Below are 14,604 nucleotides of genomic sequence, written 5' to 3'. Positions count from 1 at the left end.
GTCGACAGCAGCGGAATTTGCCCAAGACAAATGAGCATGTCGCAGCCGTTGTTGACGCAGTACCGGTGCCGCGCCGCAGCGCGTGAAGCTACCCTCAGACGGGTTTATTGAATTCGACAGAACTACCCAGCGCGCGCAACAGCGCGGCCTGGGCTTGCAGACGCTGGCTACGGGTTTCCAGCAGGCTCAGCCGGCTTTGCAGTACGCGGCGCTGCTCGGCCAGCTGCTGACCCTTGCCGGCGAGGCCAGTAGCCAGACGGCTGTCGGCAATCGCCAGCGCCTGTTCGCGTGCGGCCAACTGCTGGCGGCCCTGCGTTTCGGCGCCGCGCATCGCCTGCAGCTGCGCCAGACGGTCGGCGCTTTCCTGCATCGCGTTCAGCAGCGTCTGGTTGTACACCGCGACGGCCTGCTGATAATCGGCATGGCTGACCGACAGGCGCGCATCCAGCTCGCCATTGCTGAAAATCGGCAGGCTCAAGGCCGGGGCCAGATGCAGCAGGCGTGCGCCGGGGCGCAGCAGATCGCCAAGGTCGGATGCCGACAGCGACAACAGCGCATTCAGGCTGAAGTCCGGGTAGTAGGCGGCACGCGCCATCTTGATGTTGGCCGCAGCGGCTTCGACCCGCTCGCGCGCGGCAGCCAGATCTGGCCTTTGCCCCAAAAGATTGCTGTGCCAGCCGGCGGTATCGAGCTGCCAGTCCGGCACATCGGCGGCCGGCAGGCGCTGGATATCGCCAGCAGCTTGGCCGGACAGCGCGGACAGCGCATTGACGGCCTGCGCCAGCCGGAAGCGGCTGCGTTCCTGCCGCTCGCGGCTCTCGGCCAGCTGGGCATCGAGCTGGGCCAGCTCGTCCGGCGCGGCCAGGCCAAGCTTTTGCCGGCTCAGGCTGATGGCGCGCTGCGCCTCGGCCAGCCGCACATCCTCGGCCAGCATGGCCTGCTGCCGCGCGGCGCTGCGCCACTCGACATACTGGCTGGCAATCGCCCATACCAGCCATTGCTGCGCATCGGCCAGTTCAAAGCCGGCGGCAGCCGCCTGACCGCGACTGGCGGCCAGCCTGGCGGCGGTCTTGCCCCAGAAGTCGCTGCGCCACGACAGCTCTAGCCCCAGCGTATTCAGGCTGGTCCACTGACCACGATATTGCGGCGGGTTGTTGCCGAACTCCGAGCTGCGATCGCGACTGACACTGGCCTGGCCATTGACGCGCCAGCCACTGCCGCTGGCGGCCAGCTCCATACCGGCCTCGGCCGCACGCTGACGCGCCGCTGCCATATCCAGGCGTGGATGTTGCTGGATGGCACGCGCCAGCAGCGCATCCAGCACCGGGTCGTGCAGCTGTTGCCACCAGTTGCCGGGCACCTTGGCCGTTTGCAGTTGCAAGGCCTCGGCCTGGATGAGATTTGCCTGTGGTGGGGACACACCAGGCGTCGCGCAGGCCGCCAGCAACAGGGGCGACAGCACGAACAAGGGGCGCAAGCGCCTGCCTATCTGATTCCGCATGTAATGATCACCTGCGTTACTAATTGCTGATAAAAGAACCGGCACGCAGGCCGGTTCGATGCTGGCTTGGCCAGTCTGTCTAGCCACCGAGGCGCTGCAGCAATTTGCGCAGCAGGCCATCCAGCAGCTGTTTTTCTTCTTCACTGAAATCGGTCCACAACTGGCGCAGCCGCTCGCGTTGCAGCGGCATCACCTCGTGGATGAAAGCTTCTCCGGCATCGGTCAGCCACAGCTCGGTCTTGCGTCTGTCCTGTTGCGATGGCTCGCGCCGCATCAGGCCGCGCTCGCACAGGTCATCCACCACACGGGTGGCATTGGTACGCGAAAACGCCAGCGCCGCCGACAGATCGGACGGGCTGATGTGTGGCTCGGGCTGCGAATACAGCACCATCAACGCCATCCAGGTCGTCTCGTTCATGCCATAAGCCTTGAGCGCCTCGTTGAAGTAGGCGCTCATGAAAGGCTGGATATGGTAGTAGAGCCGCGTCAGCATGACTTCCTGGCGCGGGGAACCGGGGATTTTGGCGGCGATGGTATCGCTGGCGATTTCACACGCCTGAAAGCTGGGGAGTTTCAATTCCGACATGGGCAAAATAATAACGTCCGTTACTAATTTCAACAAGAAAACTGCCGCCTTCTGTCGCAGAGAAGGCCGGCAAACTGTGGTATTGCGGCCAACGTTGGCCGCAGGCTCGGGCTGCGCCTATAATCCTTGCCCAGATTCGTCAAAAACTTACAACTTTGGGACACCCGCAACATGCAAGACGCGCACGCCTGGTCCGGCCGTTTCTCCGAGCCGGTTTCCGAACTGGTCAAGAAATACACAGCCTCGGTCGAGTTTGATCAACGTTTGGCCGAGTTCGATATCGAAGGTTCACTGGCGCATGCCGCCATGCTGAACAAGTCCGGCGTGCTGTCCGATGGCGATCTGGCCGCCATCCGTCAGGGCATGAGCGAGATCATCGCCGACATCCGCGCCGGCAATTTCGACTGGAGCGTCGATCTTGAAGACGTGCACATGAACGTCGAGCGCCGCCTGACCGACAAGATCGGCGATGCCGGCAAGCGCCTGCACACCGGCCGCAGCCGTAACGACCAGGTCGCCACCGATATCCGCCTGTGGCTGCGCGCGCAAATCGACATCATCACCGCGCTGATTGCCGAGTTGCAGACCAGTCTGTTGGATCTGGCCGAGGCCAATGCCGACACCGTGATGCCGGGCTTCACCCATCTGCAAGTCGCCCAGCCTGTGACCTTCGGCCACCACATGCTGGCCTATGTCGAGATGCTGGGTCGTGACGCCGAGCGCATGACGGACTGCCGCAAGCGCGTGAATCGCCTGCCGCTGGGCGCTGCTGCCCTTGCCGGCACCACCTTCCCGATCGACCGCCACTACACCGCGCAGCTGTTGGGCTTTGACGACGTGTGCCACAACTCGCTGGATGCCGTCTCCGACCGTGACTTCGCCATCGAATTCACCGCCGCCGCCAGCTTGGTGATGGTGCATTTGAGCCGCCTGTCGGAAGAGCTGATCCTGTGGATGAGCCCGCGCGTCGGCTTCATCGACATCGCCGACCGCTTCTGCACCGGCAGCTCCATCATGCCGCAGAAGAAAAACCCGGACGTGCCGGAGCTGGTACGCGGCAAGGCCGGCCGTGTGGTCGGCAGCCTGATTTCGCTGGTGACCCTGATGAAGGCACAGCCGCTGGCCTACAACAAGGACAACCAGGAAGACAAGGAACCGCTGTTCGACACCGCCGACACGCTGATCGACACCCTGCGCATCTACGCCGACATGATGCGCGGCATCACCGTGAAGAAAGAGGCGATGCGGGCCGCCGTGCTGCAAGGCTTCGCCACCGCCACTGACCTTGCCGACTATCTGGTGAAAAAAGGCATGCCGTTCCGCGACAGCCACGAAGTCGTTGCCTTGACCGTGCGCCACGCCGAACAGCAAGGCGTGGACATCGCCGACCTCAGCCTCGACACCCTGCGCACCTTCAGCACGCTGATCGAGCAGGACGTGTTTACCGTGCTGACGCCGGAAGGCAGCCTCGCCCAGCGCGACCACGTCGGCGGCACCGCGCCAAATCAGGTGCGCGCCCAGATCGCCCGCCACCGCGCGCGCCTGGCTGGCTAAAAGACTTGCGGCCAACCTTGGCAAGGGTTGGCCGCATGCATATGGCTAGTTAATTGAAACTATCCGCTTAGAAGCGATACGCCACCGAACCGGTGATGGTGCGGGCCTTGGTAAAGCCACAACGCCCCCAGGCGCAGTTGGTGTAGCCGACCTTATCCAGCAAGTTGGTCACGTTCAGGTCGTATTGCCAGTTGCGCAGCTTGTATTGCAGACGTGCATCCAACTCGGTATTGGCTGGCGCGCTGAAAGTTTGGCCTTCGATTGGCAAATCACCGACATAACGCACGCCAGCACCCAACTTCAAACCCGTCAGATTAAACAAGCCGCCATCGACATCCAGCCACGCCGAGGCCTGATGCAGCGGTACGCCCCCAGTGCGTTGGCCAATTTCGCTGGCCGTGGTGCTGCGCGTGGTGCGCGCATCGGTATAGGCGTAGCCGATGCTGCCAGACAGATGCTTGGTGAACGAGCCCTTGGCTTCCAGCTCGATGCCGCGTGAACGGATGGCACCTACCTGGATCGAATAACTAGGGTTAGCCGGATCACTCTTGGCCACATTGGTCTTGGTTAGCTGGTAGGTGGACAGCGACAGCAGCGGGCCATCTTCGCCGCGCGGCTGCCAGCGAATACCTGCTTCAAACTGCTCGCCCTCGGTCGGCTTCATTGCACTGCCGTCTTGCAGCTTGCCGATTTCCTGCTGGAATGACTGGCTGAAGCTGGCGTAGGGCGAGATGCCGTTAGCGCCCAGATAAACTACTCCGGCGTTGGCGCTGAATTGCTGGTTGCGCTGTACTTGTCTGGAAACGTTATCGATCTGCTTAACCCAGCTTTGCCGCCCACCAAGCAGAATTCGCCACTGCTGCCCCGCACTAATCTGATCTTGCAGGTATATGCCTGCTCCATGATTTTCAAAGTCATATTTGCCATTCTGGAAGCCAGTCTTGATGAAGTCTGGTTGTCCCCCATAAATCGGATTGAATAGATCGATCGGACCGAAGTTCGCTGTTGACCACACACCCTCTGGCGTTGATACCTGCTCTTTGCTGTAATCAATGCCTACGAGCAATTTATGACTTGTTCCTTTGAGGTCAATCCTTTTGGCAAAACGTACATCCCCGCTAGCATTGGCATCGTTTGCCGTGTAATTACGTGTGGCATAACGGTACAAGCTCCGCTGATCCGCATCCAACCGAATCGGCATCGAATAGTTCCAGGTAACTGCATTCCGGTTCAGTCTAAAGCTTGCGGACAGCTTGTTTCGGTCATCGAAATCATGCTCAAGTTCTGCTCCTATCCCCCAGCTCTCATTCGGGAAATCACCTTCATCTGGTTCACCCAAAAAACGATTTCTTGGAATTTCTCCCCATTTATTGGCTTGAACGCTACCAAGATAGGGCACTTGGTACTCCATGCCCAGATCACTCTTCTGGTAATAAGGCAATATGGTAATGCGGGTCCCCGAGAGCGGCTGCCATTGCAGACTAGGTGCCAAGTAGACACGATCGCTATCTACATAATCGACTTGTGAGTCAGAACGATTTGCCATAGCGGTAAATCGCCACAACAGTGCTTGATTAATTTCACCACCAAGATCTGCTTTTACACCTTGATGATTGAAACTGCCCACTTCGGCTACCAGTTCTTGCACCATGCCTGCACTTGGGCGCTTGCTGACACTGTTGACTACCCCGCCAGGACTTTGCTGACCATACAAGACCGACGCAGCACCTTTCAGATACTCGATCCGTTCAAGTCCATAAACATCCTGGTAAGCACCATTACCCCAGGCTCCACCGTAGGGCAATCCGTCTCGCAGAGACTTTCCGCGTTGCTGAAAGCCTCGCAAGACAAATGACTCTGTCGTTGGATCACTGCCAGATAAATTGATAATCCCCGGGGTATACCCCAGTACTTCTGGCAATCGTTTCGCACCGATAGCTTTGATTTCCTCAGCACCGACCACCGACACCGACTGCGGTGTCTCCACAATCGGCGTGTCTGTCTTGGTCGCTGTCGCGCTGCGCTTGGCGACGTAGCCTTTTACCGGACTGGTGGCGCTGGCTTCACTGCCGCCAAGGTTGGCCGCAGCACTGACGCGTACCGTCGGCAGCTGGGCTTCATTCACACCGGCCGCAACAACGGTAGGGTTGGCTGCAGACGGGGCGGTGGCGCTGACTTTGACCGCAGGCAGTTCGGCGACGGGCTTGATGCTGTAGCCCTGTGCGGTGCGCACGGCAGCAAAGCCGCTACCGGCCAACAGGGTGTCCAGGGCTTTCTCGGCACTGAGCTTACCTTGCAGCGCCGGTGCCTGTTTGCCTTGCAGCTGGCGGCTATCTACCACCAGCGCGATATTGGCCTGACTGGCCAGGCGTTGCAGGCTTTGTGCCAGCTCGGCAGCCGGCAGCTGCCATTGCAGGTCTTGGGCGTGGGCGGTCGGGGTGAGTACCGCCACGGCCAGGGCGAGGTGTACGGCCAGGGCCAGCGGGCGCAGGGTGTTGCGCGGATGTCTGCTTGTCATCTTGTTTTTCCATGAGTGCGTTGCGGCCAATCTGCCGCTATCACTATCCATAACGAAGCAAAATCACAAAGCGGAACTGCCCGCGCCATTTTTTTAATCGCGGCGGCTGATCAGGCGCAGCGGCCCCAGCTCGCGCACCTGCAAGGCGGGCAAGGTGTTTGCCAGCAGACGCAGCGATTGTTCTGGCTGCTGCAATGGCAGCACGGCGCTGACACGGATGTCGGCCAGTGCGGCGTGGTCGATGCGGCTCCAGCCCGGCAGATGGTTTTGCAGGACGGCCAGCACTTGCGGCAAGGGGATGTCATGCACAACCAGCAGGTTTTGCTGCCAGGCCTGTTGCTGTTCTTGCTGGTCAAGTTGACCAGTCTGGCGGATGCCCTGTACCGATAACAGCCAGTGCTGGCCTGCCGTGGCGATGGCCTGCTGTTGGCCGCTCTGGCTGAGTGCCACGCGTGATTCGAGCATCAGCAATTCGGTGCCTTGCTGGCTGTCGCGCACGATAAAGCGGGTACCGAGTGCGCGGATTTCGCCATGGCGGGTGCGGATGATGAAGGGGCGCTGGCGGTCGCGGCCAACGTCTACCAGCAACTCGCCGCCGTCTTGTTCGATCAGCCTTTGCTGCGAGTCAAATTCGACCTGCAGACTGGCGTGGCCGCGCAGTTCGAGGCGACTGCCATCGCTAAGGCTGATACGCTGCGCGGCGTCCGGTGTGCTGTGATAGTCGGCCAGCCAGGCCGGTTGCCACAGCGCCCACAGGATCAGCGGCAACGCGGACAAGGCTGCCCAGCTGGTGCGACGTTTACCGCGCAATGCGCGGCGCAGGGTGTTGCCGGCGGGCGGGATGTCCTGCAGCGCCTGCCAGGGTTGCAGCATGGCTTGCAGCTGTTGGGCGGCAGCGGCATGCGCGGGGTTGGCCGCTTGCCAGCGGGCAAACGCCTGCCGGTAGTATTGACGTGCGGTGGCATCGTCCACCGTCTGCAGCACCAGCCATTCGGCAGCCTGCTCGGCAAGGCTGGCAGCCGTGTCCGGATGGGGGTAATCAGCCATGTGCTGCTTGCCATTGCTGGCAGTGCAGCAGCACTTGCACCAGGTATTTGCGCACCATGCGTTCAGAGACGCCAAGACTGGCGGCAATGGCCGCTTGTGGCTCGCCATCCAGATAGTGGCGCACAAAAGCCTCGGCAGCCTTGGCTGGTACACCTTCCAGCAATTGCAACAGCCCTTCCAGCATCTGCAAGGCGGCCAGCAGCCGCTCTGGTGTCAGTTGATTACTATTGTCGTCATGCGCCAGCTCGGCCAGCCAGGCTTGCTCCAGCGTCTGGCGGCGGCGAAGGTCGATCAGGAGGTGACGGGCGGTGGTGGTCAGCCAGGCACGCGGCTCTTGCAGCGCAGACAATTGCCCGCCCAACTGCAATAGCCGGACAAAGGTATCGTGGGCGATGTCGGCAGCCTGATGGCGGCAGCTGAGCTTGCGTGTCAGCCACGACTCCAGCCAGACATGCTGCTCGCGATACACTCCTTCTGCTGACAAGGACATTTGCTGGCCCACGCTTGTTGAAAAACCGCGCAATCTTATATTGAAATGATAATGAGTCGCAACAATCAATCGCCATATAAAGCCAGTACACACTGAACAGCATTTGGTCACACAAGACACCTTGCGGCCAACCTTTCTCAAGGTTGGCCGCATCGTTTTACCTTAGCTGCCAGCCGCCAGCGCTGGCTCTGCCGCCTTGCCCTGCCCCTGCTTCTGCGCGGCCTTTTGCCGCCCTGCCCGTTTCTTCCACCAGATGTACACGCCCGTTACCGACAGCATCGCCACCGCCATGCCAAATACCGTCATGAACAGACGATACGGCAGGCCCCACACTTCGACCGAATGCAGTGCAAACAGCCAGTTGGTGACGGTGTCGCCCGCGGTATGGCTAGAGGGCAGATAGGCCTGCAGATATTTACCAGTGTTGGCGTCGAAGATCACCTCGGTCTGACCGCGGGTGTCGAACACGTCGGCGCTGGTGCGCGCTATGTAGCTGAAGGTGGCGTTGTGGTGGTTGTAATTGAGATTGCTCGCTTCATAGACCAACAGGCCGTGCTGACGCGCGAGTGTCTGCATATGTTTTGCACCGATCTCGCGCGCTTGCGGCCAACTCAGGCCCGGTTCGAATTGTTCTTCGGCCAGTGCCGGCTTGGCTTCTTTCAGCCGCTGGCTGTCAAAACCGGCGGCGTGCATCACCGGGATGTACACCTCGCTGCGCAGGTTGTAGGCCACACTACTCCAGGCAATCACCAGCAGCATCAGCCACAGCCACAAGGCTCCGGCGCGGTGCAGATCGAAATTGAGCTTGTAGCTGCCACCGCCACGGCGAATCTGCCATGACGGTTTCCAGCGCGCCAGCCAGCTTTTGCCATTTGCCCTGGCTTCGCCGGTTTTGCTCTTGCGCTGCGGTGCGGGGAAGGTCAGGTAGGTACCCCACAGGCAATCGAGCGTCCACAACAGCGCAACAATACCCATCGCCAGATAGCCCCATTCGCCCAGCACCAGGCTGTAATGCAGCTGGTAGATGAAGGGCATGATGCTGGCGGTGTTCAGGCTGAAGTCCTCCCACTTGCGAGCACCAGTGATGTCGCCGGTGTAGGGGTTGACGTAGATATCATCGACGGCCAGCTCGATATGCTGGTGGGTCTTGGGGTCTTCCTTGCCAGTCAGGTAGAAGTTGACGGCTTCATCCGGCTTGATCTTGAGCGGCACATAGTCGGCCATCGCCTGCGGGTAAGCCGCCAGCACCTTGTCGCGCAGCACGAGGGGATCCAGCGACCTGGCATCGGGTGTCGGCGGCGTGGCCTTGAGCATGGCCGGGTTAAGGGAGGCATCCAGCTCCTGATGCCAGACAAGCAGGCTGCCGGTGACACCGGCAATAAGCAAAAACGCCGCCATGGTCAGGCCGACATAGCGGTGCAGCAAAACAAGATAATGGCGCATGATGGGTGCTTGAATTCGGGGTAATGAAGGGGCCGGCCAAGACAATGCGGCCAACCTTGGCGAAGGTTGGCCGCATGCGTTACCACAGGTGGTATTTAGAACTTGTAGCTGAGGTCAAACTTCACTTCGCGCGGCACGGTCATATACCCACCCCAAGAAGCATTTCGAAGTGTGCGCTTGTTGCTGAGGTTGCTGACACTCAGGCGGCCATTCCATGCCTTGTGCTGATACCAGATCGCTGCGTCGTGCACGCTGTACGCCGGTGTCTTGACGGTGTTGTTGTCGCCAGCAAACGCATCACTCAGATAACGCGTCCCGAAGCCCAGCCCCAGCCCACGCAGAGTCCCTTGCTGCAAGGTGTACTCAGCCCACAGGCTGGCTTTCTGCTTGCGGGCATCGTTCAGGTAATTGCCCTGATTGCCGTCGTTGCTGCGGCTGATCTTCACCGGGTTGTAGCTGTAGTTGGCAATCAGCTGCAAGCCATCGAGCGGCTGCACGCGCGCCTCCAGCTCCAGCCCGCGTGAATGCACTTCGCCGGTCTGGACGTATTCGTTCGTTTGTCCCGGTGCCGGTGTTTGAACATTCTGCTTGCGAATGTCAAACAGCACCGCCGAGAAGAACTGCTTGCCGTCTGCGCTCTGGTATTTGCTACCAATTTCGAATTGCTGGCTGGTTTCCGGCTTGAACAACTGGCCTTTTACATCTTTGCCATCCAGCGGGTTAAACGCAGTTCCGGCGTTGAAGAAGGGTACCCAACCATTGCCCAGTACATAGCTGCTGCCCAACTGCCAGCTGGTGGCACTGGTTTTGCGCGAGCTGCTGCTATTGTCCAGCCGATTGGTCTTGTTTTGTCGATCGATATCATGGCGCACACCGGCCAGCACTCGCCAGTTACCAACGCTGATCTGGTCTTGCACGTAGACACCACCACGGCGCACCTCGGTGTCACTTTGTCGCCAGACTGTCGTCGGCACTTTGATATCCAGGTAATACTTCGGGTTGTAGATGTTCAAAGCGGGGGCTGGATCAGTCCAGGTGCGCTCTTCACTGTGGCCGCGCAGGTAATCCACCCCCAGCAGCAGGGTGTGCGCCAGTTCGCCGGTTTTGAACTTGCCGGTGATGTGCGTGTCGCTAGTCAGATAGTTCAGCTTATCGTGGCGCAATTCCGCATCCCGGCTGTAATCGCCATTGGCATCCGCCGAGCCGAATGCCCAGCCATAAACGTAGCTTTGCGTGAGCTTGCCGCGCTGCTGGCGCAGGCTTTGTTTGAACGTCCAGTTATCGTTCAGTTGATGTTCCAGCTCCGCCCCAATCCCCTGTTGCAATAAATCATAACTTTCAAAATTTGGTTCGACGTTGGTCACACCAGTAATTTCAAGGTTGGCACCGACATACTCGTCCGAGTTGCCGCCGCTACGGATATCGTGATGGCTAGCCAGCAGCGTCAACTTGGTGTCTTCGCCCAGATTCAGTGCCAACGAGGGGGCCAGATAGTCCCGGCGGCTGACATTATTGGTGGGTTTGATGATGAAGTCGTTTTCCTGATGCTGGACTACCAGTCGCCATTGGTGCGACGTATCCGCCAGCTCGCCCCCCAGATCGGCTTTGAATTTGCGCAGATTGTTATTGCCCAGCGTCAGGCCGATCTCGCTCACTGCATCGACTTGCGGACGCTTGCTCACCAGATTGACGACGCCACCCGGTTCATTCTGCCCGTATAGCGCACCGCTGACGCCACGAACCACTTCGACACGCTCCATGCCAAAGATTTCGAAATTAGGCGGTGCGTAAGGTGTTTTAAAGGTTGGTAGGCCATCGTGCAAGGTTTGCATATTGAATCCACGACTACTGCCAGACGCGAAATTAGCCTCGCTTACGCCAATGTCGGGCGTGACGCCACTCACGTATCCCAAGGCATCGTTCAGATTATCCGCCCCACGTTTGGCCATCTCGGTGGTACCAACAACGGTAATGCTGCGCGGCGTCTCCACAATCGGCGTGTCGGTCTTGGTGGCCGTGGCGCTGCGCTTGGCGACGTAGCCTTTTACCGAGCTGGTGGCGGTCGCTTCACTGCCACCAGGGTTGGCCGCAGCACTGACGCGCACCGTTGGCAGCTGAGCTTCATTCACACCGGGGGCAACAACGGCAGGGTTGGCCGCAGCCGGGGCGGTGGCGCTGACTTTGACCGTGGGCAGTTCGGTGACGGGCTTGATGCTGTAGCCCTGTGCGGTGCGCACGGCGGCAAAGCCGCTGCCGGCCAGCAGTTTGTCAAAGCCGGCATCGGCGCTGTAGTCGCCGTGCAGGCCGGGGCTTGGGCGCTTGCCGATCTGCGCCGGGTCCAGCGACAGCTGGACTTTGGCCTGGGCGGCAAAGCGGGCGAGTACATCGACTAGCGGGCCGGCTGCCAGGTGGTAATGGCTGATTTGCTGGCTGGCCGCCGGGGCGGCGTGGGCGGATGGCGTGGCGAGGGTGATGGCGAGGCCGGCCAGTGACAGGTGTACGGCCAGGACGAGTGGGCGCAGGGTGGTGTTTTGCTGGGTGTGCATTTTCATTTCACAAACGGGTTTGCCGGGGTGCCGCGCCTGATGACGCAGCTGTCCGGTGTTTGCCGTTTCAGCCGTGGCAAAGGCTCACGTTTGGCAAAAATATTTTTCAGGCGGCTGTCAGCCAGCTTAGCCAGGGGCCGAGGCGGTAGTGTTGCAGGCTGTGGCTGTGGGCCAGCAGTTGCAGGGCATCATCCGGCCGCTGTATCGAGTAGACGCCGCTGACGCGCCGCGTGGCGATGTCCTCGCTGCAGCGGATGCTGCCGGCGCGGTAGCGTGACAGCTCGGCCAGCACCCGCGACAGCGGCCAATTGCTGACGTAGAGCTGGCCTTGGGTCCAGGCCAATTGCTGTGCCGGTGCTTCGCCAAGTGGGATGTGCTGCTGGCCATCAAAACGGCGGCTGTGTCCGGCCTCGACACGGCTGTGCTGGCCATTGGCCAGTGTCAGCAAGACCGCGCCTTCGGTGACAACAAGGTTGGCCGCATCATCATCCAGCCGCACGGCAAAGCGGGTGCCGATGGGCTGCAGGCTGCCAAAGGGGGTGCGGATGTAGAGCGGGCGCGGGTCTTGCCCGGTGACAAGGATGATCTCGCCGCGCAGGAGGTGCAGCTCGCGCTGCTGCGGGCTGTCGTGCTGGCGCACGGCGCTGTCGGTGTTCAGCAGCAACTGGCCACCATCGGCAAGGCGAAAGGTTTTTTGTTCGCCGACGGCAGTGTGGTAGTCGGGCGCGGGCTGGCTGCTGCGCCAGCCCCACCAGCCGGCCAGCGGCACCGTGCCGGCCAGCAGCATGGCACGGATGACGCGCCGGCGGCTTGTCGGCTTGAGGCTGGCCAAGAGCTGGCGGGTTTGCGGCTGACGGCCGCCGGCGAGCAGGCTTTGCAGCTGGCCGGCTTTTTGCCAGGCGGCTTCGTTGGCCGCGCTTTGCTGTCGCCACCGCGCCAGTGCGGCGTGGCTGGCGGCATCATCGGGCGCTTCTTGCAGGCGGATCAGCCAATCGGCGGCCTCGACGAGGCTTTGCTTGTCGGGGGCAGTCATCAGTCCAGCACCAGCAGGCATTGCAGCAGCGCCTCGCGCAGATGGCGCTTGACGGTGGCCAGCGAGATGCCGAGGCGGCGGGCGATGTCGGCATAGGGCAGCTCTTCGATCTGCGCCAGCCAGAAGACTTCGCGACTGCGCGCCGGCAAGGCCGCCAGCAGGGCATCCAGCTGCAGTACGGTGTCGATCACCTGCAGGGCGGTTTCGGGCGAGGGCGCGTGAGCCGGCGGCAGCGTGGCAACGGCCTCGGCATAGGCACGCTCGACATCCTGCCGCCGCCATTTGTCTACCAGCAAGCCCTGGGCGATATGGCTGAGCAGCGCGCGTGGGCTGTCACTGTGCTGCGGCCGCGTCAGCAGGCGCAAGAAGGTATCGTGAGCCAGATCGGCAGCCTGCTGGCGGCAACCCAGTCGCTTGCCCAGCCAGCCTTGCAGCCAGTGATGGTGCTGCTGATACCAGTGCTCCAGTGTCGTGCTCATGACTGCCGCCAATTTATAGAAAACCAAATGATAACAAATATCAATAACTCATTACCATGGCTTACTCGCCTGGCTGGCGTTGTCACCAGCACACAAGGCAAATGCTGAGCCGCGAGGATTGATTGCCAGCATTGCAAACTGTCATGTTTTGCCGGCATATTGGCTTGGCACACCTGTGGTGTGTCACCACAATCAGACCGAGAAAAGGGAGCATCATGCGTAAACTGATCCTGCTGGCCGCGCTGGCCTTTACCGCTGGTACCGCCATGGCCGCCAACCCGGCTTGTGAAGCCAAGGCCACCGAGAAGAAACTGGCCGGTGCCGCCAAGAACAGCTTCATCAAGAAGTGCGAGAAAGACAGCATGGCCGCCACGGCGCAAACCAGCTGCGAAGCCAAGGCCAAGGAGAAAAAGCTGGCTGGTGCCGCCAAGAACAGCTTTGTCGGCAAGTGCGTGAAGGATGCCAGCGCCGGCTGATCTGCCGATACCACCATGAGAGCCGGCCGATAACTGCCGGCTCTTTTGTTTTACCGGCAAGGCAGGCTATGCTGGCCCTGATTCATGCCAAGTGAAAACATCACCATGCCACCATCTGCTTCACCTCCGCCTGCGCGCTTCTGGCGCGATGCCGCGCTGCCCTTTATCGAGTCACGCGCTGTCGCTGACGGGCGGCTGGTCTGCTACGAAAAGCACTCGCACGACACCTTTTCGCTTGGCGTGATCGACGGTGGCTACAGCCATTACCTGAATGGCAGCCAGCGCCACGAAATCAGCACCGGCTGCGTGCTGATGATGAATCCGGGCGAGGTGCATGCCTGCTCGCCGATTGCGGGTGCCGGCTGGGCCTATCGCATGCTGTATGTCGATCGTGACTGGCTGGGACAATTGCAAGGTGAACTGGGGCTTTCGCCGCATGGCGAATTTCAGCCACTGGCCGGGCAATTGAGCCTGGAGCCACAGCTGTATGCCGACTTCTGCCGCTTTCATGCCGAGCTGACAGCCCCGCACAGCGATGCCCTGCAAAAGGAAAGTGCCTGCGTGCGGTTTTTTGCTGATGCGCTGACGACCTTGTCGCATCAGCCGCTGCCAGTCATCCATGCACCGGACAAGCTGGCGCGGGCGGCCGATTTCATCCACAGCCATGCCACCGAGGCACTGAGCCTGCAGCAGATCTGCGATGCCGCCGCGCTGTCGCCGTCTTACCTGATCCGCGCCTTCAGCCAGCGTTATCACCTGACTCCGCATGCCTATCTGCTTGACTGCCGCGTGCAGCACGCCCGTCGCCTGTTGCGCAAACACCAGCCGCTGGCCGAAGTGGCGGCCGCCAGCGGCTTTGCCGATCAGGCGCATTTCCAGCGGGTGTTCAAGCGCCTGACGGCGGTGACGCCCGGCCATTACCGCCGCTGAT

Annotated in this window: 12 protein-coding genes; 3 read left to right on the top strand and 9 right to left on the bottom strand. The window is 60.8% G+C overall.

Going from position 1 to position 14,604, the window contains the following annotated elements; translation table 11 throughout:
- Positions 1–94 precede the first annotated feature (94 nt).
- Together ACZ9W6_RS06690 and ACZ9W6_RS06685 are read right to left on the bottom strand one after the other, a co-directional pair.
- Positions 95–1,501, bottom strand: a complete 1,407-nt coding sequence (locus tag ACZ9W6_RS06690) for an efflux transporter outer membrane subunit (RefSeq protein WP_465190315.1) — start codon at positions 1,499–1,501, stop codon at positions 95–97.
- Between the two features lie 79 nt (positions 1,502–1,580).
- Positions 1,581–2,087, bottom strand: a complete 507-nt coding sequence (locus tag ACZ9W6_RS06685) for a MarR family transcriptional regulator (RefSeq protein WP_465190314.1) — start codon at positions 2,085–2,087, stop codon at positions 1,581–1,583.
- 171 nt (positions 2,088–2,258) lie between these two features.
- Between ACZ9W6_RS06685 and argH the strand changes: the two genes are divergently transcribed.
- Entirely contained in the window at positions 2,259–3,641 is a 1,383-nt protein-coding gene (gene argH, locus ACZ9W6_RS06680) for an argininosuccinate lyase (protein WP_465190313.1), read from the top strand.
- A gap of 67 nt (positions 3,642–3,708) precedes the next feature.
- On the opposite strand, the gene ACZ9W6_RS06675 is transcribed toward argH, so the two are convergent.
- The 7 genes from ACZ9W6_RS06675 to ACZ9W6_RS06645 form a co-directional block, all read right to left on the bottom strand.
- Complete coding sequence (locus tag ACZ9W6_RS06675; protein ID WP_465190312.1) at positions 3,709–6,210, bottom strand: TonB-dependent siderophore receptor; 2,502 nt, start codon at positions 6,208–6,210, stop codon at positions 3,709–3,711.
- 42 nt (positions 6,211–6,252) lie between these two features.
- The gene (locus tag ACZ9W6_RS06670; RefSeq protein ID WP_465190311.1) at positions 6,253–7,206 is read right to left on the bottom strand and encodes a FecR family protein; all 954 of its coding nucleotides are present in this window, start codon (positions 7,204–7,206) and stop codon (positions 6,253–6,255) included.
- On the bottom strand, positions 7,199–7,690 hold the full coding sequence (locus ACZ9W6_RS06665; RefSeq protein ID WP_465190310.1) for a sigma-70 family RNA polymerase sigma factor: 492 nt from the start codon (positions 7,688–7,690) through the stop codon (positions 7,199–7,201). The genes ACZ9W6_RS06670 and ACZ9W6_RS06665 overlap by 8 nt, the downstream gene beginning before the upstream one ends.
- Before the next feature lie 168 nt (positions 7,691–7,858).
- On the bottom strand, positions 7,859–9,139 hold the full coding sequence (locus ACZ9W6_RS06660) for a PepSY-associated TM helix domain-containing protein (RefSeq protein WP_465190309.1): 1,281 nt from the start codon (positions 9,137–9,139) through the stop codon (positions 7,859–7,861).
- 95 nt (positions 9,140–9,234) lie between these two features.
- A complete protein-coding gene (locus ACZ9W6_RS06655; RefSeq protein ID WP_465190308.1) occupies positions 9,235–11,691 on the bottom strand; it encodes a TonB-dependent siderophore receptor in 2,457 nt (818 codons plus the stop codon).
- Between the two features lie 100 nt (positions 11,692–11,791).
- The gene (locus tag ACZ9W6_RS06650; protein WP_465190307.1) at positions 11,792–12,718 is read right to left on the bottom strand and encodes a FecR domain-containing protein; all 927 of its coding nucleotides are present in this window, start codon (positions 12,716–12,718) and stop codon (positions 11,792–11,794) included.
- Positions 12,718–13,197, bottom strand: coding sequence for a sigma-70 family RNA polymerase sigma factor (locus tag ACZ9W6_RS06645; protein WP_465190306.1), 480 nt, complete (start codon positions 13,195–13,197; stop codon positions 12,718–12,720). The genes ACZ9W6_RS06650 and ACZ9W6_RS06645 overlap by 1 nt, the downstream gene beginning before the upstream one ends.
- Before the next feature lie 215 nt (positions 13,198–13,412).
- On the opposite strand from ACZ9W6_RS06645, the gene ACZ9W6_RS06640 reads away from it, so the two are divergent.
- Both ACZ9W6_RS06640 and ACZ9W6_RS06635 read left to right on the top strand, forming a co-directional pair.
- Positions 13,413–13,673 carry a hypothetical protein gene (locus ACZ9W6_RS06640; RefSeq protein WP_465190305.1) on the top strand — a complete coding sequence of 87 codons (261 nt, stop codon included), beginning with the start codon at positions 13,413–13,415 and terminating at the stop codon, positions 13,671–13,673.
- Positions 13,674–13,778: 105 nt separating this feature from the next.
- On the top strand, positions 13,779–14,603 hold the full coding sequence (locus ACZ9W6_RS06635) for an AraC family transcriptional regulator (RefSeq protein WP_465190304.1): 825 nt from the start codon (positions 13,779–13,781) through the stop codon (positions 14,601–14,603).
- Position 14,604 lies beyond the last annotated feature (1 nt).

This window comes from Vogesella lacus, assembly GCF_979366295.1.
This window is presented reverse-complemented; position numbering and strand designations above follow the sequence as displayed.